Here is a 21,993-nt window from a genome sequence, read left to right as displayed (position 1 = left end):
CGAGCGATCCGATCAAGGTCATCACGGTGCGTGCAACGGGCTTCGATCCGGTGGCGGCGGAAGGCGGCAGTGCATCGATCGAGAAGATCGAAGCGGCAGCCGACGCTGGCATCTCGTCATTCGTCAGCCGTGAAGTCACGAAGCTGGATCGGCCGGAACTGACTTCGGCTTCGATCATCGTTTCGGGTGGACGCGGCCTCGGCAATGGCGAGAACTACACGACGGTGCTCGAACCGCTCGCTGATAAACTCGGTGCTGCGCTGGGCGCGTCGCGCGCGGCGGTGGATGCGGGTTACGTGCCGAACAGCTATCAAGTGGGTCAGACGGGCAAGATCGTCGCGCCGCGGTTGTACGTGGCGGTCGGCATCTCGGGCGCGATTCAGCATCTGGCCGGGATGAAGGACAGCAAGGTCATCGTCGCCATCAACAAGGACCCGGAAGCGCCTATTTTCAGCGTCGCGGATTATGGTCTGGCTCAGGATCTTTTCGAAGCCGTTCCGGAGCTGACGACGATCGTGTGACACATCAACGCCCAAGGAAGGCTCGATGCGCAAAATTCGAATCGCGATGGTCGGCGCTGGATTGGCTGCAACGCCTCACGCGCTCGCATTGAATGAATTGCGTGAGGAAGTGGAGGTCGTGGCGGTCGTCGGCCGTTCGCCTAAACGAGTAGAACGGTTTGCCAGCGCGCATGGGTTTCCTGTCGGCGCGTCTGTCGATGCGATATTGAACGACGCGACCATCGACGCCATGCTCGTCCTCACCCCACCGAATACGCATCTCGAACTGGTCGAACAGGCCGCCGCAATGCGCAAGCACGTGATGCTAGAGAAACCGCTCGATGTGTCGATGTCGCGCGCCACGCGCATCGTCGATATCTGCCGTACTGCGGAATGCAAACTCGGCGTGGTGTTTCAAAATCGCTTTCGTCCCGCCGTGCAGCGGCTGGCGGAAGTGAAGGCGAGTGGCGCGCTTGGTTCGATTGCATGCGCGGGACTCGATCTGCGCTGGTGGCGGCCGCAATCCTATTACGACGAACCGGGCCGTGGCACTTATGCGCGCGATGGCGGCGGCGTGTTGTTGACGCAGGCAATTCATTCGCTCGACATTCTTCTGTGGCTGGCGGGCGATGTGTCCTCGGTCGCGGCGGCTACCGCGACCACCGCGTTGCACACTATGGAGTCCGAGGACTTTGCAAGCGCTTCGCTTACGTTCGCGAGCGGCGCCGTGGGTCATCTTCTTGCAACCACGGCGGCGTTTCCGGGCTTTCCGGAGCGCATCGAGTTAATCGGCGATAAAGGCACGGCAACGCTCGAAGGCGGGCACTTGCGCGTGTTTTTCCGTGATGGAAGCATCGACGAGTTCCGCGATCCTTCGTCGTCGGGCTTCGGTGCGAAGCCGATGGACTTCTCGCACGCCGCGCATCGTGCGTTGTTGAAGGACTTTTTCGATGCCGTGCGGGATGATCGCGCGCCGAGCGTCAGCGGCGATGATGCGCTTCGTGTGCAGCGGTTGATCGAGCGCGTCACGGCGGATGCGGGGAAGCGGTTATAAAGCGTATGAGCGCACCGCTTGCCGGAACAATATGAGCACGGGACAATGGCGCTTTTCCAGAACAGCGGTTCGCGCCATCGAACATCCCGATCATGCCTACCATCAGCGCGCTATTCGTCTATCCAGTCAAGTCATGCGGCGCAATCGCACTCGATTGCGTGCAGCTCGCCGTTCACGGGTTTCCGTGGGATCGCCACTGGATGGTCATCGACGAAAACGGGCGCTTCGTCTCGCAACGCGAATTCCCGGCGATGGCGCGCATCGTTCCAACGCTCACGGCAGATGCGCTCGTGCTGAATTCCCCCGATACTGCGGAACCGCTCGAAGTGCCGCTTGCGCGCGCGAAAGACCCGGCGCGCGTTGCCGTGAATGTCTGGCGCGATCACTTCGAGGCGTTAGACGAAGGCGTGAGCGCCGCGCGCTGGTTCTCCGCACGCCTCGGCGTTCCCGTGCGGCTCGTGCGCTTTGCCGACGACGTCACGCGCCTCGTGAGCAAGACGTGGACGCGCGATGCCGACGCACCCACGCAATTCGCCGATGGCTTTCCGCTGCTGGTCACCAACCACGCCTCGCTCGACGATCTCAACGCGCGTCTCGAAGCAAAGGGCGCGCCGCGGGTGCCAATGAATCGCTTCAGGCCCAATGTCGTCTTGAGCGGTCTCGACGCCTTCGAGGAAGACTTCATCGATACGATCTCGGTCGATGGCATCGTGTTGCGCATGGTGAAGCCGTGCGCGCGCTGTCCGATCACGACGGTCGATCAGACGCACGGCGTGCGCGACGCGCAATGGCCCAACGAACCGCTCGACGTGATGATGGGCTGGCGCGCTAATGCTCGTGTAGATGGCGGCCTCACGTTCGGGCAGAACGCGATTGCTCTTGACGGCGCGGGCCGTGAGTTGCGCGTGGGCGCGAGCGTCGACTATGAACTGAGTTTCTCCGACGACTTTTAAGGCGCGTCCCTCTTCCTCTTAAGCGCGGCATTGCGCGTGCTGGTTTTTGGCGGCGCGAAGGTGCGCGATGCATCGAGCAATGCGAGGGCCGTTTTCGCGCTCGCACTTGAGCGGCCTCTGAGTGAAATCGTTGTCCTGCGCTTGTCGTCGAGCAGCTACACCTAAAGTGATGCACGCGTCGCAAACGTCGAACACGCTGCTTCGCGCGTGTCGTCAGAACGCGGTGGCCGTTGCATTGTCGCAGCGCGAGCCACCGTCGATCGACCCACGAATGTCCCGCTGAACCCGTCTTCCGGGCGACGTGCATGGTTTGTCCGACGACGCGCTGACCGGCTGCGCCAGTTGCGGATTTGCGTTCATCTGCGAATTGCCGACGACACTCGAAAGGTACATGGCCGAGTCTTGTGGCGAAGCCGGATTTTCTGCGCGTGCCGTACAGGTCAGACAGGTCGTGAGTGCAGCCAGCAGGATGGAAAGTCGCATGACGGACCTCGAAGATGAACGTTGAGCGGCGTGACGTGTATTCCTGGCTTCTGCTAGGATTCAGCCAGATTGGTGCATTGCACAACGTCAGGTTTCTCTGGCCAAAAAGCGTTGTCAACGGGATAAATTTGCTGGCGGATTATCTTCGACGCGGTAGACGATTTATTGCGCGTGGTTTTTCGAGGGAGCGTGTCGTACCGCCGCTCTGAATGGACGAAAAAAAAGCCCGCTAACAAGCGGGCTAAAACACTTCACCCAGAGGGCCGCAAGGAGATACGGTCCTCTCGTTGAGGCTCGGACGTTATCGGCAAGAATCAACGAGAGAAGAAGGCACGTGGTCCTTCCCTCTCTGAGCCTGCGAGCCCTTAGGCCTTCATACCGACGAACATGCTGCCGAGCGCATCGACCGACTTGGTGATGCTCTTGACGTCCACGTTCGTGTGTTGCGAGGCATCGACCTGCGTGACCGGTGCGACATTGATTTGCGGGCTCGCGAAAGACACGCCGCCTGCCTGATAGTTCGAGTTGACGCCGGTGTTCGAGAAGATCGAGAAGCCGCCCGCGATGGAGCCCATTGCAGCGCGATCGAGTTCTTTCTCAGCAGCAAGGTTCTTGATGGTCAACATGATAAATCTCCTAAGAAATGTGTTTGGATGGTGAGAATTAAAGTGCCAAGCCGCCGAGCAGGCTGCCCACAGCGGTGATCGATTTGTTGACGGTCTTGAGATCGACGGTGGTGGTGGTCGATGCATCGACTTGCGAAACAGGTGCAATGTTCGCTTGCGGCGAAGCGAACGACACGCCGCCAGCTTGCACGTTGCTGTTGATACCGGCGTTCGAGAAGAGCGAATTACCGCCCGTGATGACGCTCATTTCAGCGCGGTCGAGTTCCTTGGAAGCAACGAGGTTCTTGATGGTCAGCATGATGAATCTCCTAAACAGTGTGATTGGATAGTGTGAATTAAAGCGCCATGCCGCCGAGCAGGCTGCCCACGGCGGTAATCGACTTGTTGACGGTCTTGAGATCGACGTTGGTGGTGGTCGATGCATCGACTTGCGTGACAGGTGCGATGTTCGCTTGCGGCGAAGCGAAGGACACGCCGCCTGCTTGAACGTTGCTGTTGAAACCGGCGTTCGAGAAGAACGAGCTACCGCCCGTGATAGCGCCCATTTCAGCACGGCCGAGTTCTTTGGAAGCGGCGAGGTCTTTGATCGTCAGCATGGTGAATCTCCTAAGTGGTTGGTTGGTCGAGCGTTGATTTGTTGCGCTCGCAGCTACATATGCGAGAGGCATGCCAACGACGCAAATAAATTTGGTTTTGCTGTCTAAATGCTTGATTTAAAAGAATAAAAATTGAATTGACCGCACGCTTCGATCAGGTTGAGAAAGATCAGTAGAAACATTTGTGTTTTGATGGAGCCGACATAAATTTCGAAGATGACTGTCCTGAACAGACACAGTGGAAGGTCCTCTTGGTCCGAAAGACAGAGACGTGAAAAAAATCTAGTCCCAGCCAAGTCTCACGAGTCCTTGGCTAGCCGCCGTCCACACTTCCGATTGAAACAACTCAACTTTGCTGACGCGCAGAGTGTTATCTGGAGTCATTCCGGCCCTGATCGAGTCGTCCCGCCGTCGAACGCTCAACCATCCATCGTCTCTGCAAGCTTCTCGAATCCATGGAAAAATGTGCATATGCACTAACCATGGAGAGAATGTCATGTTCAAAGACGAAATCGTTCTATGCGCGCCGGTGCGCACGCCAATCGGAGCCTTTGGCGGCAGCTTGAAAGAAGTGGCGGCAACGGAGCTGGGCGCCACCGCTATCCGCGAGAGCGTGCGTCGCGCGGGTCTGGCGCCGCGAAAGGTCGATGCAGTCATCATGGGCAACGTCATCCAGGCAGGCAGCGGCATGAATCCCGCGCGCCAGGCGTCGATCAACGGCGGCATTCCGGTGGCATCGCCTGCTGTCACGGTGAATCGGGTATGCGGGTCGGGCGCGCAGGCAATTGCATCGGCGGCTCAGGAAATAGCACTCGATATCTCGAACGTGGTTATTGCCGGTGGCATGGAGAACATGGATCGCGCGCCGTATCTGCTGCCTGCGGCGCGATGGGGTCAACGCATGGGCGCGGCACAGGTCATCGACAGCATGTTGCGCGATGGACTCGACGACGCGTTCTCGGGCCGGCACTCCGGCTGGCACACGGAAGACCTCGTCAGCAAGTACGGCATCGGCCGCGAGGCGCAGGACCGCTGGGCAGAACGTTCGCAACGGCGCTTCAGCGATGCGCGAGATGCAGGTCACTTCGCAAACGAGCTCGTGACCGTCGACGTTCATGGCAAAAAAGGCGTGTCCCCATTCGATACAGACGAGCAACCGCGTCCCGATACCAACCTCGAAACGCTTGCTCGGCTCAAGCCCGCATTTCGCAAGGACGGCACCATCACCGCAGGCAATGCGCCGGGCCTGAATAGCGGCGCATCGGCGATGATCGTCACGCGTCGTGCCACGGCTGAATCGTTAGATGTAGTCGCTTCGGCGCGGCTCGTTGCTTTCGCGGTATCGGCGGTCGAGCCGGGGCTGTTTGGCATCGCACCGGCCCCGGCCGTGACAAAGGTACTGGAGCGCGCGGGCTGGAAGCTGGGCGACGTGGAGCGCTTCGAGATCAACGAGGCTTTCGCTGCAGTGCCGCTCGCCGTCATAGCTGAACTCGGGATTCCCGAGGACATCGTGAACGTGGATGGCGGCGCTATCGCGCATGGTCATGCCATCGGCGCCACGGGCGCGGTGCTCACCACGCGTCTCATCCACTCGATGCGTCGCGATGGCGTGCGGCGAGGCATCGTGACGCTTTGCATCGGCGGAGGGCAGGGCATCGCGCTCGCGCTCGAAAGTGTTTAAGGCATAGCGCAAAAAGTCCGGCAGGAATGCCGGGCCGAAATCCGTCGAGCAGCATGGCATTTTTGACGAGACGCGCGGGCCGTGCGTTACAGCACGCGATTCACGCCGCCATACGCGTGACGAAGGCATCGCGTTCGGGCGATATCGTCGGCGCATGCGCACAGGCCTGCCCCGTCGAAAGGCACCGCACCGGATCAATCGAAAACGCATAAAACCTCACGTTTCCAAGGGAGAAAGCTAAAGATCGCGCGCGCCGTGTCGTTACCTCAGGAGCGATCACACGAGGCGGACAGAGGTACGGATGTTTTCCATCATATGCAAGGAATGCGGCGCGGAAGCACGCACGGAAGTAGCGAACTGCCCGAGATGCGGGTTCGTGATGGAGAAACCGGCACCCGAGATCGTCGAGGCCAGCAAGCCTGCTTTGCGGATGCCAAGGCGTCTGCGCGATCACTTGAGCACCGTAGCCGCATGGACGACGGTCTGCCTCGTTGCACTGGCAGGCATTACGCTCTGGTCCACTCGCACGTCGGGTGATTCAGAGAGTGGCGCTGTCGCCGTCGGCAAGATCGAAACGGACGAGAATCGCATGACAGCCGATACTTCGGCGCTCGCTGCAAGCACGAGTCGGCCTTAGTCCCTAACGCATGCACCTAAAGACTCACCCCATCACGAACTCCGCTGCAGTCTCCTTCAATTGAAGGACGAATTGATTGACGATGACCGACCGCGGTCTGCCAGGCGCAAAGAGAAAGCGCGGTTCGACCGGTACGGCCGGCGAGAATCGTCGTGCAATCAAGTCCGGAAACGAACGGCTCATCAGCGAGAAAGGGTCCACCAGCGCCACCGCATTGGCTTCCCGCACGAGCGCGCACAGCACCGGCGTGCTGTTGGACACGAACGCGCTCGTAAAGACCCGTCCCTGCGCGCGGAAGGCTTCGCGCAGGCGCCATCCCGTCAACGTGTCTTCCCCGAAGGTCGCGAGCGTCTCGTGATCCAGAAGGCGAGGCGTGACCGTCTTGCGCGCAGCAAGCGGATGCTCCGCACGCATCACGCAGCATAGTTCGGCGCGACAGAACTCCTCCACCTCGAGCGTGCCTGAAGGCGCGGCTACATCCAGAATGCCAAAATCCGCCTGATTGTTGTTCACGTATTCGACGACGTGACGCGTAGGCAACGCCCTGATATCGAACTCGACTTGCGGATGCGTCTCGCGGAACTTGCCGACCGCGCGCGCGACGATAGTGGTTGCGAGCATGGAGACCGTCGATACGCGAATCGACCCGCGCTGGCCCTCCTGAATCTCGCGTGCGGTCTGCGCAATCGATTGCACGCTGCCAAACAACCGCTCTATCTCCGGCAGGATTGCCTCCGCCTCGGGCGTGCATACGAGCCGCCCCTTCACACGCAGAAAAAGCGTAAGCCCGATGTCTTCTTCCAGCATGCGCAGAGTCTTGGTCACGGCAGGCTGGGACACGTAGAGCAGACGTGCCGCAGCGGACACGCTGCCCGCCTTGACCACCGCGCGGAAGATTTCCAGATGACGCACTTTGAGCATGGCGGACCCGTCGAAGGTATAACTTTCTGGCAGGAACAAGGTTATCAGAATGTATTGGTTTTCATACTTTTGAAACCCTACACTTGATTTCAACGCTGGATGTTGAAAGGCACGCAGGCAATCGACCCAACTCAAGGAGCTTTGCAGTGAGCATTCCCGACGCATCGGTGTGGCGCGCCCGCGCGCAAGAAATCCGGCCCGAGGGCCGCGCGTTTATCGACGGGCGCTATGTGAACGCGCTCTCCGGCAAGCTCTTTGCGACCATCGACCCGGCCACGGGCCGCACCATCGCCGCAGTCGCCGAATGCGGAACGGAAGACGTGGACGTCGCGGTCAGAAGCGCGCGACGCGCCTTCGAATCCGGCGTCTGGTCGCGCGCCGCACCTGCCGAACGCAAAGCCGTCATGCTCAAATTCGCGGGCTTGATCATGGCGCATCGCGAAGAGCTGGCGCTGCTCGAATCGCTCGATGTCGGCAAGCCGATCACCAATGCCTACAACGGCGACATCATGAGTTCGGCCACCTGCATCCAGTGGTATGGCGAGGCCATCGACAAGCTCTATGGCGAAACCGCGCCCGCCGCACCCGACGTGACCACCATGATCGTGCGCGAGCCGCTCGGCGTGGTCGCGGCCGTGGTGCCGTGGAACTATCCGCTCTCGATGGCAAGCTGGAAGCTCGGCCCCGCACTCGCCGCAGGCAACTCGGTGATCCTCAAGCCCGCGGAGCAATCGCCGCTAAGCGCGATTCGTATCGCCGCGCTCGCGGCCGAAGCGGGTTTGCCGCCTGGCGTGCTCAACGTCGTGCCGGGCTTCGGTGAAACGGCGGGGCGCGCGCTCGGTCTGCACATGGATGTCGATGCCGTCGGCTTCACCGGGTCGACCGCTGTCGGCAAGTTGTTCATGCAGTACTCGGGTCAGTCGAATATCAAGCGCATTGGGCTCGAATGCGGCGGCAAGAGCCCGCATATCGTGCTCGACGATTGCCCCGATCTCGACGCCGCCGCGCGCGCCGTGGCGGCCGGTATCTTCGCCAATAGCGGACAGGTGTGCAACGCGGGTTCGCGGCTGATCGTACACGCGGCGGTACGCGATGAACTGCTGGAGAAAGTCGCGACCATCGCGCGGGATCTCGTGCCCGGCGACCCGCTCGATCCCGCCACGAAGATGGGTGCGATCGTGAGCCAGGCACAGCACGAGTCGGTCATGTCGTATATCGATGCGGGTCGTGCCGATGGCGCGCGTGTCATCGCTGGCGGGCGTACCGCGCGGCCGGAATCGGGCGGCTACTTCATCGAGCCGACCGTGTTCGATCGCGTGAGCAACGACATGCGTATCGCGCGCGAGGAGATATTCGGGCCGGTGCTGTCAGCGATCACGGTCGAGTCGCCGGAGGAAGCGGTGCGCGTCGCCAACGACACGATCTACGGCCTCGCCGCCGCGGTGTGGACCTCGAACATCGCGCGGGCGCAGCAGGTCTCGCGTCAATTGAAGGCGGGCGTGGTGTGGGTCAATTGCTTCGATCGCGGCACCATGTCCTCGCCCTTCGGCGGCTTCAAGCAATCCGGATTCGGCCGCGACAAGTCGATGCACGCCTTCGACAAATACATGGACTGGAAGGCGATCTGGATCGCTGGATGAAGCAGTGCCCCGACCTCGCATGGAGACCGACATGAACGCGCCACTATCCCAAGCCGAAACCGTATCGACCAGTCCGTCGCCTTCACGACGCACCTTCCTGCTGCAAGCCGGCGCGCTCGCCGGCACCGCGCTGCTCGGCGCACCGGCCATTGTGCGTGCGCAGGCAAAGAGCATCAGCGTGACATGCTGGGGCGGCGCCTATGAAGCGGCGGTGCGTGCCTCGTTCGCCGAACCCTTTGCGAAAGAGACGGGCATCGCGGTGAATCTCGTCAACAGCGCGGATCTCGCGCGCATGAAGGTGCAGGTCGAATCGAAGAATGTGTCGTGGGATGTGTTCGACAGCATTGGACCGCAGATCGTCGCGGGTTCGCGTCAGGGCATGTGGGAGAAACTGGACCCGGCTATCGTCAAGACCGATGGCCTCATCACGAAGACGGGCGCGGACTTCGTCGGCACGTATTCGTATGCGGGCGGGATCGGCTTCGACCCGAAGCGCGGCAGCAAGCATCCGACGACCTACGCGGAGTTCTGGGATGTAAAAGCGTTTCCGGGTCGTCGGGGTTTGCGCCCACGGGTGAGCGAGAACCTGGAGATGGCGTTGCTCGCGGATGGCGTCGCGCCCGACAAGCTCTACCCGCTCGATGTCGAACGCGCCTTTGCGGCGATGGACCGCATCAAGCCGGGTGTGCGCAAGTGGATCGAGACGACGCCGGAGACGGTGACGCTTATCGCGAGTAACGAACTCGATTTCACGTACACGTATCTGAGCCGCGTTTTGCCCGCGCAAAGAGCGGGTACGTCGGTGCAGATGTCGATGAAGCAGACGCTCAACAGCCTCGAATATCTCGCGGTGCCGAAGTACGGCAAGAACACGCAAGCTGCCATGCAATACGTGGCGTTCTGTCTGCGCCCCGACCGCCAGGCCGCATTCTGCGAGATGGTCGAGTTCGCGCCGAACGCGGTGCAGGCCATGCCGCTCGTATCCGCCGCCGCCAAGGCGCGCATGCCGGACATGCACGATCCGAACAGCGTGATCATCAACGACACGTGGTGGGGCGATCACTACGACGCGTTGCAAAACCGCTTCACGACCTGGATGCTGACATAAAGTAGCGTAAAACAAGGGGCGCGCGATGAGTTACACGCTGAACCTGAAGGCCGTCGTCGTGATGCTGCTGCCGCTCTACGGCCTGCTCGCGGTGTTCTTCTTGTGGCCGCTCGGCGTAGTCGGCTGGTCGAGCATCTACGAACACGCGTTCACGCTGCGCGGCTACGAACAGGTGCTGACGAGCGCGCTCATACATCGCGTGCTCGGCAACACGATGATCATCAGCGCACTCGCCACGGCGATGAGTCTCGTGCTTGGGTATATCGTCGCGCTGCATCTCGCCCGCATGCCCATGTCGAAGCGCGCGCCGTATCTCGTGATGGTGATGTTGCCGTTCTGGACCAGCGTGCTCGTGAAGAGTTATGCCTTCACCGTCGTGCTAGGCAGCGCGGGGATCGTCGCGAAGCTCGCGGGATGGTTGAGTGGCGATACATGGCATCCCGACCTCATGTTCAACCGCACTGGCGTCGTGATAGGAATGACCAACTATCTTCTGCCGTTCATGGTGCTGCCCATTCTCACGAGCCTCACCACGCAGAACCGCAACCTCAAGTTCGCCGCCGAACTCATGGGCGCAGGTCCCGCGATGATCTTCGCGCGCATCACGTTGCCTTTGTCGATGCCCGGCGTGTTCGCAGGCGTTCTCATGTGCCTCACGCTCTCCATGGGCATGTACATCACGCCCGCGTTGCTCGGCGGACCGCGGGACATGATGCTCGCCAACCTCATCGACTTCTACACGCGGCAGACGCTCGACTGGACGCTGGCCGCTTCCATCGCGGTGATGCTGCTCGTGCTGTCCGGGGCGCTGATCGCGGTGCTCGGACGTGTTCAGCGCGGCACGGAGGCGCTCGCATGATGGATACCGCAACGCGTGTCAGCAACGAATTCGTCAAGCCCGAACCGAAGCGCCGCGACTCGCGTGTATTCATGCGCGTGCTCGGTTCCATCGGCGGATGGTGCGGCTATTTGTTCCTGCTGCTGCCAAGCCTCGTGATCGTGCCGATTTCGTTCGGCGGCGGCAGCGAACTGACGTTTCCGCCGAAGACCCTCTCGCTTGCGCTATTCCGGCAGTTCTTCGCCGATCCGGCATGGTGGGGCGCGTGTGTGACGAGCGTGATGGTCGCGCTGCTGGCATCGGTAATCTCGATAGCGGCCGGTGTGCCAGGCGCTTATGCGCTTGCACGCGGCCGGTTTCCAGGCAAGCGCGTACTCGAAACCTTCGCCATCACGCCCATGCTCGTGCCCGTCGTCGTGCTCGGTCTTGGCGTGTATAAGCAGTTCTCGATGCTCTCGCTCGTCAACACGGTATGGGGACTTGCGCTCGCGCATGCCGTGCTCGTCGTTCCGTTCGTGATCATTGCGGTGGGCTCGGGCTTGCGTCACGCGGATGCATCGCTCGAAGCCGTCGCGCTTCTCATGGGCGCAAGCCGCGTGCGCATCTTCTTTCAAGTGGTGTTGCCGCAGATACGCGCGTCGGTGGCCGTGAGCGTGCTGTTCGCGTTCCTTCTGTCATTCGACGAAGTGGTGGTCGCGTACTTCATCTCGGGACCGCAGACCACGACATTGCCGGTCAAGATGTACAGCGCGATCCGCTGGGAAGTATCGCCGGTGCTCGCCGCCGTTTCGACGCTGCTCACGCTGATATCGCTTCTGGTGTGCATCGGCATCATGGCTTTGCAACGGCGCGACGCGTCCGCCGACTAATCTTGAACTAGAGACCAACATGGCGAACAGGTACGACGCGGTGATCATCGGCGCAGGACACAACGGCCTCGTGTGCGGTGCTTATCTCGCGCGCAAGGGCTTCAAGGTATGTCTGCTTGAACGGCGCGAACTCGCAGGCGGCGCGGCCGTCAGCGAAGCGGTGTGGCCGGGGTATCGCGTATCGACCGCGTCCTACACGATGGCGTTGTTGCAGCCGCGTATCATCCGCGAACTCGAGCTTGCGAAGTACGGTTACGAGATCGTCGTGCCGCCGCCCATGCTGCATCTCTATGGCGATGGCAAGAGTCTCGTGTTTCGCGGGGAAGGCGAACGGCTTCATGCGGATATCGCGCGCTTTAGCCGCGCCGATGCCGATGCATACGGTAAGTATCGCGCGCATATGGCTCGGCTCGGCAAGGTCGTCGCCGAGATGCTCTGGGAGATTCCGCCCGATCCCGCCGATGCCGCGCTCGGCGCGCGCGGGCGTTTGCTTGGATTCGCCTGGCGTTTCCGCGATATGGGCGAGCAGTTCTACGACTTGTACGACGTACTCACGTTGAGCGCGCGCGATTACCTGTCGCGCTGGTTCGAGTCCGATCAGATGATCGCGGCGCTGGGCTTCTACGCCTCGTGCGGCGGAGCGGCCACGAGCATCTGCTCGCCCGGCTCGGCGTATGTGTTGCTGCGCGGCTTCATTCGCGATCACACCACGAACGAGGGGCCGGCGGGCTTCGTGCGCGGCGGCATGGGTTCCATCTCCGAAGCCATCGCGGCATCGGGGCGGGCGCATGGCATGGAGGTGCGTTGCAATGCGCCGGTGGCGTCGGTAGAGATAAGCGGCGGACGAGCGACGGGCGTGCGGCTCGCATCGGGCGAATCGATCGAAGCGGGCTGCGTCATATCGAACGTGGCGACCAAGATCCTGTTTCAGCAACTCGTCGATGCGGATCACGTGCCGCCTGAATTTCTCGCGCGTGTCGCGCAAATACGCGACCGTTCCACCGCTTTCAAAGTGAATCTCGCGTTGCGACGCCTGCCCACTTTCACGGATTTCGATTCCAATGCAGCGGGTTTTGCTTATCCGGCGCAAGTTCGTATCGGACCTTCGGTGGAGTATCTCGAACGCGCGTGGGATGCATCCAAGTACGGCGAGATATCGCCGCGACCGCCGCTCGTCGTGTTGACGCCAAGCGTGATGGACCCAAGCGTCGCGCCTGCGGGCAAGCATCTGATGAGCATCTTCGGCCAGCATGCGCCTTATACGTTACGCGAAGGAACATGGGACACGCAGCGCAAACGTCTCTTTCATATCGTGCTCGATACGCTTGTGTTGCATGCGCCCGATATTCGCGACTGCATCGACGATGCGCAAGTGCTTTCGCCCGCCGATCTGGAGCGCATCTTCGCGCTGCCGGGCGGTCATGTGCATCACGGTGAACTGAGCGCGGATCAGATCTTCTTCAGGCGGCCGGTGCAGGGCGCCGCGGACTATCGCACACCGGTGAAGGGACTCTATCAATGCGGGGCATCCGTGCATCCGGGCGGCGGCGTGACGGGCGTGCCTGGCCACAACGCGGCGCAAGTCGTGATGCGCAGCGAGCGTCACTGAGCGGCATCATTCACGGAATCCGACGATGAACATGATCGAACTGAAGCAGGTCTCGCGGCGCTACGGCGAAGTGCAGGCGCTCGCGCCGCTCGACTTCAGCGTGAAGCAAGGCGAGTTCGTCACGCTGCTCGGCCCTAGCGGCTCGGGCAAGACTACGCTGCTCAACGTGATAGCGGGAATGGTCACGCCATCGTCCGGGCAGATTTTCGTGCGCGGCGTCGACATCACGAACGCGCCGCCGAGTGCCCGCGGACTCGGCATGGTGTTCCAGAACTATGCGCTGATGCCGCACATGACCGTGTTCGACAACATTGCGTTCCCGCTGCGCGTGCGCAAGATGCCGAAGGACAAGATTCGCCGCAAGGTAAGGGACGTGCTCGACATGGTGCGCTTGCCCGACATCGCGATGCGCAAGCCGAAGGAACTGTCGGGTGGCCAGCAGCAACGTGTGTCGCTTGCGCGTTGCATCGTCTATAACCCGGCGTTGATCTTGCTCGATGAACCGCTCGGCGCACTCGACAAGAAGCTGCGCGAACAGATGCAACTCGAGATTCGCCGGCTGCATGCGGAACTCGGCATCACGATGCTTAACGTCACGCACGATCAGGACGAGGCGCTTTCGATGTCGGACCGCATCGTGCTCATGAATCAGGGGCGCGTCGAACAGATCGCGACACCCGACGAGCTGTATCGTTCGCCGCGCACGGCGTTCGCGGCGAGCTTTATCGGCACGGCCAATCTGATCTCGGGCACCGTGCAGGACGACATCGGGACGCATGTGGTCGTGTCGACTCCGCTTGGCATGCTGCGCGCCGCGACGGCATCGCAGACGATGTCGCGCGGTGCGGCCGTGAAGCTACTGGTGCGACCGGAAAGCGTGCGAATGACGTCCGCGCATCGGCCGCCTGACGATCATGCTGTCGATGGCATTTGTCATTCCGGCACGCTCGAAGACTCGATCACGCTCGGCAGCGTCGTGCGTCATCACGTGCGTCTTGCCGACGATACGCAGATCGTCGTGCAGCAACAGGGAACACGGCGGCGCGCCGAACATGAGCGCGGCGCGCCGGTGCTCGTCGACTGGGCGCCGGAGGATTGCCAGATCATTCTTCAAGACTAAATACGCGCGACAGGCGCGCCTCGCCGTGCGAGGTTTCGAATTTCGTGGAGAGCATGTATGAAGACACAGTCGCCGACCGTGGCGGACGAACTCGTCCGTCGAAAGCGTCAGGAGCAACTCGCATTGCCTGAATCGCTCGGAGATTTCGTGCGCGAACAGGCCGCGCTATATGGCGACAAGACCGCTGCGGTGTGGTTCGATCGCGGTATCGAGATGACGTATGCGCAAATCGATCGCGCGGCTTCGCAGCTTGCCGATTCATTTGTTAGGCGCGGTATTCGCAAGGGCTGTCACGTTGGACTGATGTTGAAGAACACGCCCGAGTTTCCCATCTCGTGGATCGCGCTGGGCCGTATCGGCGCGGTCATGGTGCCCGTGAACACCGCCTACACGCAGGACGAAATGATGTTCGTCCTTACCGATGCCGACGTGCAGTACCTCGTGATCGACGCCGAATTTCTACCGCGTCTCGCCGATGCGCCCACGCTGCCCGCACTGCTTGCATGGGAACGTGTGATCGTGTGCGGCGAGAGCGAGCATCCGCTGCAATGGCAGGCTTTGCTCGATGCGGGCAGCGTCATGTTCAATGCGCCCGGAACAGTGTCGCGCAACGACCTGTTGAATCTGCAATACACCTCAGGCACGACGGGCTTTCCGAAGGGCTGCATGCTGACTCACGATTACTGGATGATTCATTGCCACGGTGCGGCGCGTAACAGGCGCGGCCCCGAAGCGGGCATCGAGAACGTGTTGATCTGGGCGCCGTTCTTCTACATGGACCCGATGTGGCAGTTCCTGATGACGCTTAAGCTCGGTGGCACCGCGTACATTGCCGAGCGCATGAGCCTCACGCGCTTCATGTCGTGGCTCATCGATTATCGGATTCACTACTGCATCTTTCCCGAGCCTGCCTTGAGCGCGCATCCACAGAGCGAACGCGACGCCGATGTATGCCTGAAGTATGTGAGCATCTACGGATGGACCAGAAGCGCGCGCAAAGAAGTGCAGGCGCGCTTCAACGTGATTGCCCGCGAAGGCTTCGGCATGACCGAAGTAGGAACGGGCGCACTCGTGCCCGCGTGGGCCCATAAAGAGGCGCTCGAACGCACTTGCGGTCTGCCTGCCCCGTTTCGTGAACTGCAGGTTCGTCGCGATGACGGCAGTATCGCCGATATGGATGAAGTCGGTGAACTCTGGATTCGCGGGCGCGGCATTTTATGGGGCTACTACAAGCGTCCAGAGGCCAACGCCGAGAGTTTCGATGGCGACTGGTTTCGCACGGGCGATCTGTTTCGACGCGATGCAAAGGGCTTTTATTTCATCGTGGGACGCATCAAGGAGATGATCAAGCGCTCGGGCGAGAATGTCTCGGCAACCGAAGTCGAGACCGTTCTACGCAGCATGCATGCGATCGATGAAGCCGCAGTCGTGCCGGTGCCCGATCCGCTGCGTCGCGAGGAAGTGAAGGCGTACCTCAAGTTGCGCGAAGGACTCACGCATAGCGACGTTCCGCCCGCGGCGGTGTTCGAGCATTGCGCGCTGCATCTCGCGTCGTTCAAGGTGCCGCGTTATCTGCAATATATCGTCGGCGATTTTCCGCGTACGCCTTCGCGCAAGATCGCGAAAAAACGCCTGATTGCCGAGACAACCGATCCGTTCGTCGATACCTTCGATCGTCAGGAGTCGCGTTGGCGGTAACGCCAGACGCTTGCCGGAGCTGCCCATGTTCGTGGACTTTTCGAGCCGTCCTCCGTCGTTGCAGTTCGACGGTCCTGTCAGTCATCTGGCGAATTATCGGCGCGTGTACGAGGGTACGGAGCGTCAAGTCGCGAGTGCGAATGGTGTCGATCCACTCGACGACTATCTCGCGACTTACGAGCGACTGAAAGCGCGATATGTCGTGTTGAAGGCGCGCGATCTCACCAGCACGTTCGGCGTGAAGATAGCGAACGAGCACGTGGCTGCGTTTTGTCACACGCATGGCGAGCGCTACATCGGCTTTGCAGGCGTCGATCCGCATAAAGGCGATGCGGCGGTCGCGGAGTTCGAGACGGCGGTGCGCGAACTCGGTCTGCGTGGGTTGAATGTGCAGGGCTTCGAGCATAAGTTGGCTATCGACGATCCCTTGCTGTTTCCGCTTTATCGCAAATGTGTCGAATTGGACGTGCCGGTGAATATTCATTGCGGCACGAACTTCTCGACGCATACCTCGATGATGCATGGCCATCCTGCCGCGCTCGACCGCGTGATGATGTCGTTGCCCGCGTTGCGGGTATGCGCTTCGCCGCCGGGATGGCCGTGGGTGCATGAACTGCTTGCGGTGGCGTGGCGGCATCCGAATGTATGGATAGGCACCGTGGCTGTGCGGCCGAAGCTACTTGCCACCGCGCACTCGGGTTACGAGCCGCTTTTGCAATACGGCAAGACAGTGCTTAAGAAGCGCATGATCTTCGGGTCCGCGTTCCCGATGATGCCGGTCGACAAGGCTTTGCACGAGTTCGATGCGCTTGGGATGGCGGATCAGGTTCGCGAGGATTGGCTCTGCAACAATGCGGTGCAGTTTCTTGGGGGCTAAAGCGCCCGCGTCGTGAATCAATGAAAGGCGGTACGCGTGTTGCTGACATTGAACGTCGTCTGACCTTCAAACCAGCGCTCAACTCACGAGGAACACGATGGAACCGATGAAGCCCATGAAACCCATGACGCCGATGCAACCGATGGAGCCCATGAAGCCGATGGAACATTGGTGGCCGGACAATCTCGGCGAGCCGCAAACGAGTGGTGCACAGAACGGTCTGCGCTACGCCTTCTTTGCGGATGCGAAGCGACTTTTAATCGAAGACAACGGCACGTTAAAGACTTATGACAGCGCGGACCATCGCATTAGCGGGGTGTCGCAAGGAAGTAGCGCAGGGCATGGCCCTGCGTTTACCAGTCAGAATGGCGTGGTAGACCTTACAACATTGAAGGAAATTAAGTAGCTGGCTTGTCAGGGATGTCTTCCAACAAGGACCGGAAATTTTTTTTCGATGCGTGTCAACACACAGCGTGGCGAGGCGTTAAGCAAGTACTCGCGGTACTTAAGCCGCGACACTGTTAAACAACCACGAAGGGCCTGACCGCCATGAAAAAGCAACTCGTTGCCGCATCGATCGCCGCTTTGTTTTCCGTTGGTGTATTCGCACAGGCTTCGGCGCCTGCCGTAGCCCCTGCAGCTCCGGCTGCCACGACGGCCGACGCCGCGCAGCCCGCAAGTGGAACCAAGACTAAAAAGCATCACCGCAAGCATCACAAGAACACGACGAAGGCTGCCCCGATCCCGTCGTCGGCACCGAAGCCCTAAGCTTTAGGGTGTCGAATTCGCTTCGTTCGGCAGTGGTTCAGGGTTGAAACGATCGAACGAGGTGACGGAGTATTCAAAGTGCGGCTTAAAGGCGCGATACCTGCGCCTTTAGGCCGTTTTCGTTTGCGCTTCCTGGTTGAGTTCTTAAAGCATCGTTGGTGCGGTTTCGTCGACAACGCGCGAACATTGCCTCAGGCTGCTACTAGCGCTATTCTTGAACCGCTTGCAGTAATCGAATGCTGGTCAATCCGGGGACAACAACTTCGTGAAGCGAACTCTGGCTTTCTGCTGCATTTTTACCTTGAGCGCAATCCTCTGCGCATGCAACAAAGACGGATCGCGAAGCGCGACTCCAGATGCGGGCGCATCAGCGAGTCAGGCGCCAGTCCAACCCGGACAGGTCGCGAGCGGTACGCAAGCCGCATCGGCCACGCAGGAACACAGCGCGCCAGCCGCCGTCACCGCTATCACCAAAGCGCAATTGCCAGGCGAGGCGACTGAGACACTGCGTCTGATCAAGGCCGGTGGTCCGTTCCCCTTCGCCGAGGACGGTGTCATGTTCCGCAATAGCGCCGCAATGCTGCCGCAGCATCCGCGTGGCTACTACCGCGCCTATACCGTGCGCACGCCGGGCGCGACGGATCGCGGGCAACGACGCATCGTGTGCGGTGGACAGCGCAAACAGACTAACGACTGCTATTACACTGAAGATTACTACGTCAGTTTCAAGCGTATTGCAGATTGATTTGGAAAAAGCGGCAATGCGCTGGGGCGCTTTTTTAGAGGACCTCGATTGCTTCTTAGCGGTTCTTAGGCGCGCTGCTCGACGTTGGTAATGGCGGTGGGGAATGTTATTGTCATACGTTAGATGGGTTGAAGCGTTGGATGGCATCCCCATCCATATCGAGGAGCGTAAGTGATTCTTGAGGCAAGTCGTAGACAATAATTTCGTATGACCCGCCAACATAATCGAAGGGCGTGAGTCGACGATCAGTCCTGTGCGCCCGCAAGCCCTAGCAAATAGGCGCGATCTGCCTCCGGCAGCCCGTCAAGCCACTGTTGTTCAGTTCCAGGCCGAGGCAAGACTTGTCCATATTCGATCATGTTCGCAGGCGGCAACTCGGAGAGATAAACCCATAAAAAACGCTTTTCCAACTTCGAGATTCGATGAAGGGATTCCACGATATCGGCAAGCAACCTGGCCTTCTGCTCAGGCGTTCTTCCTGCGCGAATGTGTCCATGCACGAAGATCTGATTCGTATCGATCCGCTTACCGCCCATGAAATGAGCGCCTCGTGAAATCGCGCTGAACATGACCTGCGCGAAGAAAGTTTGCGCACCCGTGGCTTGACTATGCGCTCGGGTGATTTCGCGCGCGATGTTTGCTTTCGCGTCATCGGAAAGCAGTCCGTCCGTGACAGATACGAGGTAAGTCGGCATAGGGCGTCTCCCTGGTTAGCGTTTATCCGCTAGCGTTGCATGTCCTTTTCGAAGCGCTCCGCAAATTCATCCGATAAGAGCTTGTCCAGCACGCCGCGCAGTGCTTCGGCTTCGGCGCGGCCCAATGATGAATCGAAGATAGCTTGCGCCTTGCGCCACAGAACGTCGGATTCAGCGAGCTTCTCGCGTCCTTCGGGCGTGAGACCAATCGATTTATGCCGCCTGTCGTCAGGGTTCACCTCGAGTGAGATGAAGCCGTCACGCTCAAGCGGCTTGAGCGTATGCGCGAGCGCGCCCGAATCCATTACCAGCGCTGCAGCGAGCTTGCCGACGTTGGTCGGCTCCGATCGCCCGATCTGAGCGAGCACCGCGCGCTGCGTGATTTTCAGGCCGCTTGGCGATATTGCCGCGTCATAGAGTTGTGAAATACGTCGCGTGGCCTTGCGCAGTGCGGTGCAACTGCAACCGGGTCGCCCGCGATTCACATTCTTTGCCGCCATTTTCGTTGCCATCACTCATTCCTCTGCGAAGTTTCCTGCAGAGTGATTATTCCATTATCAGCATATGCAGGCAATTGACAGATTGCAAGCATATGCTGATAATTTGCCGCACCGGTCCTCATCAATGGAGCTCCATCATGCCGTTTGTTCGTATCGACTTGAAGAAGGGAAAGGATGCCGACTATCGCCAGCAGATCGGCCTCGTCGTTTATGAAGCGATGCTCAGTGTCGGTGTGCCACAGAACGACCGCTTCCAGGTCATCAACGAGCATGAAGACGCCAACTTCATGTTCGATCCGACGTATCTTGGCATTGCGCGCGACGACGACCTCGTCATCATCCAAATCACGTGGAACGAAGGACGTAGCACCGATCAAAAGAAAGCGCTCTACCGCGCGATTGCCGAGGGACTCTCGACAGCGCCGGGCATACGGCCTGAGAACGTCTTCATCAACCTGGTCGAAGTGAAGAAAGAGAACTGGTCGTTCGGCAGCGGCATAGCGCAATACGCGGTTTGAGGAGCGCGCCACATGGATCGCTCACTCGCAAGCAGACCGGACGCCGCGACGAAGCGGCATGAGTGGCTCGTGCTCATCTGCACCTCGGCGCCGTCCTTCATGCTGCAACTCGATGCGAACATCGTGTCCGTGTCGCTGCCCTCCATTGCGCGCTCGCTGCATGCGGATTTCGCGGGCATCGAGTGGGTGATCACGGCGTACATGTTGAGCTTCGCGTCGCTGTTGATGCCAGCAGGCGCGCTCGCCGACCGCTTCGGACGCAAGCGCTTGCTCGTTACAGGGCTGATGTTGTTCACCTTCGCATCGCTGCTATGCGGGTCCGCGTGGAACTTGCCGATGTTGATAGCCGCGCGCGCGTTGCAAGGCGCGGGCGCGGCCATGCAATTGAGCGCCGCACTCGCCACCTTGTCGCACGCATTCCACGGCGAAGCACGGGCGCGAGCGTTCGCGTTTTGGGGCACCGTAGTGGGCATCGGGATCGCGAGCGGTCCGGTGGTCGGTGGACTCATCACGCAGGCGTTCGGCTGGCAATGGGCGTTCTATGTCAACGTGCCGATAGGCGTCGTATTGCTTGCGTTGATCTTGCGCGTGATCGAATCGTCGCGCGATCCACACTCGATGCGACTCGACCTGCCAGGCGTCGCATGCTTCGGAACGGCGCTCTTTCTAACGACGCTTGCGCTTATCGAAGGCAATCGGCGCGGCTGGCATGATCGCTGGATCATCGCTGAATTCGTGGGCGCTGGCGTGCTGTTCGTGTTGTTCGTCATCGTCGAGCGACGTCAGACACGGCCGATGCTCGATCTATCGTACTTCCGCAATCGAACGTTTCTCGGTGCGACGCTCGCGCAGTTTGCGTTTTCCATCGGCATGCTCACGATGCTGACGTTCGTGCCGATCTTTCTGCAAAGCGGTCTCGGCGCGACATCGGCGAGTGCGGGTCTCATGATGCTGCCGATGGTCGGGCCACTCTTTATCGTGCCGCGTCTTGTGTCGCGTCATCTCGCGCATCGCCTGACAGGGCGCGCTGTGCTTACGCTCGGGTTGCTTACGGTGTGCATCGGGCTCGTCTGTTTCGCGGCGGTCGTGACCATGCTTGCTTATGCGCCTCTTATCGTAGGCATGGTCGTGACGGGCATCGGCGCGGGCATGCTCAACGGCGAGACGACCAAGGTTTCGATGACCGTGATCCCAAAGGAGCGATCCGGCATGGCGTCGGGTGTGTCGGGCACGACGCGTTTTACCGGACTCGTCATCGGAATCGCGATGCTCGGCGCGGTGATGTTTGCGCGTGTCCAAAATGCCATTACGAATTCGATGTCATCCGTCGATTTGCAGCAGCGCCTTCATCTCGTAGTGGATATCACTGCAGGGCATCTTCAGAGCGCAACCTTGCCAGGCTGGAGCGATGCCGCGTTGCATGCACTCGGTGGGATTAGCTTCGCCAAAGGGTATCAAGCGCTGTTCGTCGTGGCTGCATTGTTCATGTTGTTGTCGGCAGCGTTGACTTGGCGCCTCGTGAATCCGGCTGAGACACCGCCGACTTTAGCACGCTGA

The 21,993-nt window shown here is 60.3% G+C and carries 25 protein-coding genes; 18 read left to right on the top strand and 7 right to left on the bottom strand.

Annotated elements, in window-relative coordinates:
* The 3 genes from NCT04_RS26115 to NCT04_RS26105 all read left to right on the top strand — a co-directional run.
* The coding region (locus tag NCT04_RS26115; RefSeq protein ID WP_250468356.1) for an electron transfer flavoprotein subunit alpha/FixB family protein at nt 1-521 on the top strand (521 nt) is incomplete at its 5' end.
* Between the two features lie 25 nt (nt 522-546).
* Nucleotides 547-1,554, top strand: a complete 1,008-nt coding sequence (locus NCT04_RS26110; protein ID WP_250468355.1) for a Gfo/Idh/MocA family protein — start codon at nt 547-549, stop codon at nt 1,552-1,554.
* Between the two features lie 92 nt (nt 1,555-1,646).
* Nucleotides 1,647-2,507, top strand: coding sequence for an MOSC domain-containing protein (locus NCT04_RS26105; protein WP_250468354.1), 861 nt, complete (start codon nt 1,647-1,649; stop codon nt 2,505-2,507).
* Nucleotides 2,508-2,720: 213 nt separating this feature from the next.
* Here NCT04_RS26105 and NCT04_RS26100 read toward each other — a convergent pair whose 3' ends face one another.
* The 4 genes from NCT04_RS26100 to NCT04_RS26085 all read right to left on the bottom strand — a co-directional run bounded on the left by NCT04_RS26100 (nt 2,721) and on the right by NCT04_RS26085 (nt 4,212).
* Nucleotides 2,721-2,990 carry a hypothetical protein gene (locus tag NCT04_RS26100; RefSeq protein WP_250468353.1) on the bottom strand — a complete coding sequence of 90 codons (270 nt, stop codon included), beginning with the start codon at nt 2,988-2,990 and terminating at the stop codon, nt 2,721-2,723.
* A gap of 365 nt (nt 2,991-3,355) precedes the next feature.
* Complete coding sequence (locus NCT04_RS26095) at nt 3,356-3,616, bottom strand: hypothetical protein (protein ID WP_244830528.1); 261 nt, start codon at nt 3,614-3,616, stop codon at nt 3,356-3,358.
* A 37-nt stretch (nt 3,617-3,653) separates the two neighbouring features.
* Entirely contained in the window at nt 3,654-3,914 is a 261-nt protein-coding gene (locus NCT04_RS26090; RefSeq protein ID WP_250468352.1) for a hypothetical protein, read from the bottom strand.
* A 37-nt stretch (nt 3,915-3,951) separates the two neighbouring features.
* The gene (locus NCT04_RS26085) at nt 3,952-4,212 is read right to left on the bottom strand and encodes a hypothetical protein (RefSeq protein WP_250468351.1); all 261 of its coding nucleotides are present in this window, start codon (nt 4,210-4,212) and stop codon (nt 3,952-3,954) included.
* A 496-nt stretch (nt 4,213-4,708) separates the two neighbouring features.
* Here NCT04_RS26085 and NCT04_RS26080 point away from each other — a divergent pair, with 496 nt between their 5' ends.
* Nucleotides 4,709-5,893: a thiolase family protein gene (locus NCT04_RS26080; RefSeq protein ID WP_250468350.1), complete on the top strand. Its 1,185-nt coding sequence runs from the start codon at nt 4,709-4,711 to the stop codon at nt 5,891-5,893.
* A gap of 301 nt (nt 5,894-6,194) precedes the next feature.
* Nucleotides 6,195-6,530: a hypothetical protein gene (locus NCT04_RS26075; protein WP_250468349.1), complete on the top strand. Its 336-nt coding sequence runs from the start codon at nt 6,195-6,197 to the stop codon at nt 6,528-6,530.
* A 24-nt stretch (nt 6,531-6,554) separates the two neighbouring features.
* Here NCT04_RS26075 and NCT04_RS26070 read toward each other — a convergent pair whose 3' ends face one another.
* Nucleotides 6,555-7,451, bottom strand: a complete 897-nt coding sequence (locus NCT04_RS26070; protein WP_244832438.1) for a LysR family transcriptional regulator — start codon at nt 7,449-7,451, stop codon at nt 6,555-6,557.
* Nucleotides 7,452-7,597: 146 nt separating this feature from the next.
* Between NCT04_RS26070 and NCT04_RS26065 the strand changes: the two genes are divergently transcribed.
* The 11 genes from NCT04_RS26065 (at nt 7,598) to NCT04_RS26015 (ending at nt 18,723) form a co-directional block, all read left to right on the top strand.
* Complete coding sequence (locus tag NCT04_RS26065; RefSeq protein ID WP_250468348.1) at nt 7,598-9,091, top strand: aldehyde dehydrogenase; 1,494 nt, start codon at nt 7,598-7,600, stop codon at nt 9,089-9,091.
* A gap of 31 nt (nt 9,092-9,122) precedes the next feature.
* Nucleotides 9,123-10,199, top strand: a complete 1,077-nt coding sequence (locus NCT04_RS26060) for an ABC transporter substrate-binding protein (RefSeq protein WP_250468347.1) — start codon at nt 9,123-9,125, stop codon at nt 10,197-10,199.
* A gap of 25 nt (nt 10,200-10,224) precedes the next feature.
* Entirely contained in the window at nt 10,225-11,058 is an 834-nt protein-coding gene (locus tag NCT04_RS26055) for an ABC transporter permease (RefSeq protein WP_250468346.1), read from the top strand.
* Entirely contained in the window at nt 11,055-11,906 is an 852-nt protein-coding gene (locus NCT04_RS26050; RefSeq protein ID WP_250468345.1) for an ABC transporter permease, read from the top strand. The genes NCT04_RS26055 and NCT04_RS26050 overlap by 4 nt, the downstream gene beginning before the upstream one ends.
* Nucleotides 11,907-11,925: 19 nt before the next feature.
* Nucleotides 11,926-13,515, top strand: coding sequence for a phytoene desaturase family protein (locus NCT04_RS26045; protein ID WP_250468344.1), 1,590 nt, complete (start codon nt 11,926-11,928; stop codon nt 13,513-13,515).
* A 25-nt stretch (nt 13,516-13,540) separates the two neighbouring features.
* Nucleotides 13,541-14,635, top strand: a complete 1,095-nt coding sequence (locus NCT04_RS26040) for an ABC transporter ATP-binding protein (protein ID WP_250468343.1) — start codon at nt 13,541-13,543, stop codon at nt 14,633-14,635.
* Between the two features lie 57 nt (nt 14,636-14,692).
* The gene (locus NCT04_RS26035; RefSeq protein ID WP_250468342.1) at nt 14,693-16,333 is read left to right on the top strand and encodes a class I adenylate-forming enzyme family protein; all 1,641 of its coding nucleotides are present in this window, start codon (nt 14,693-14,695) and stop codon (nt 16,331-16,333) included.
* A gap of 25 nt (nt 16,334-16,358) precedes the next feature.
* Nucleotides 16,359-17,210 (top strand): amidohydrolase family protein, encoded by an 852-nt coding sequence (locus NCT04_RS26030; RefSeq protein WP_250468341.1) that lies wholly within the window; start codon nt 16,359-16,361, stop codon nt 17,208-17,210.
* 97 nt (nt 17,211-17,307) lie between these two features.
* Nucleotides 17,308-17,616, top strand: coding sequence for a hypothetical protein (locus tag NCT04_RS26025; protein WP_250468340.1), 309 nt, complete (start codon nt 17,308-17,310; stop codon nt 17,614-17,616).
* A 143-nt stretch (nt 17,617-17,759) separates the two neighbouring features.
* The gene (locus tag NCT04_RS26020; RefSeq protein ID WP_250468339.1) at nt 17,760-17,978 is read left to right on the top strand and encodes a hypothetical protein; all 219 of its coding nucleotides are present in this window, start codon (nt 17,760-17,762) and stop codon (nt 17,976-17,978) included.
* Between the two features lie 265 nt (nt 17,979-18,243).
* Entirely contained in the window at nt 18,244-18,723 is a 480-nt protein-coding gene (locus NCT04_RS26015; RefSeq protein WP_250468338.1) for a ribonuclease, read from the top strand.
* A 245-nt stretch (nt 18,724-18,968) separates the two neighbouring features.
* Here NCT04_RS26015 and NCT04_RS26010 read toward each other — a convergent pair whose 3' ends face one another.
* Together NCT04_RS26010 and NCT04_RS26005 are read right to left on the bottom strand one after the other, a co-directional pair.
* Nucleotides 18,969-19,418, bottom strand: a complete 450-nt coding sequence (locus tag NCT04_RS26010; protein ID WP_250468337.1) for a tautomerase family protein — start codon at nt 19,416-19,418, stop codon at nt 18,969-18,971.
* 29 nt (nt 19,419-19,447) lie between these two features.
* Nucleotides 19,448-19,930 carry a MarR family winged helix-turn-helix transcriptional regulator gene (locus tag NCT04_RS26005; protein ID WP_244832450.1) on the bottom strand — a complete coding sequence of 161 codons (483 nt, stop codon included), beginning with the start codon at nt 19,928-19,930 and terminating at the stop codon, nt 19,448-19,450.
* A 125-nt stretch (nt 19,931-20,055) separates the two neighbouring features.
* Here NCT04_RS26005 and NCT04_RS26000 point away from each other — a divergent pair, with 125 nt between their 5' ends.
* Nucleotides 20,056-20,436: a tautomerase family protein gene (locus tag NCT04_RS26000; protein WP_250468336.1), complete on the top strand. Its 381-nt coding sequence runs from the start codon at nt 20,056-20,058 to the stop codon at nt 20,434-20,436.
* Between the two features lie 12 nt (nt 20,437-20,448).
* On the top strand, nt 20,449-21,993 hold the full coding sequence (locus NCT04_RS25995; protein ID WP_250468335.1) for an MFS transporter: 1,545 nt from the start codon (nt 20,449-20,451) through the stop codon (nt 21,991-21,993).

The organism is Caballeronia sp. GAFFF2, from assembly GCF_023631485.1.
Classification (GTDB): Bacteria; Pseudomonadota; Gammaproteobacteria; order Burkholderiales; family Burkholderiaceae; genus Caballeronia.
Note: the sequence above shows the minus strand (reverse complement) of the source record. Positions and strands in the feature narration are given on the sequence as shown.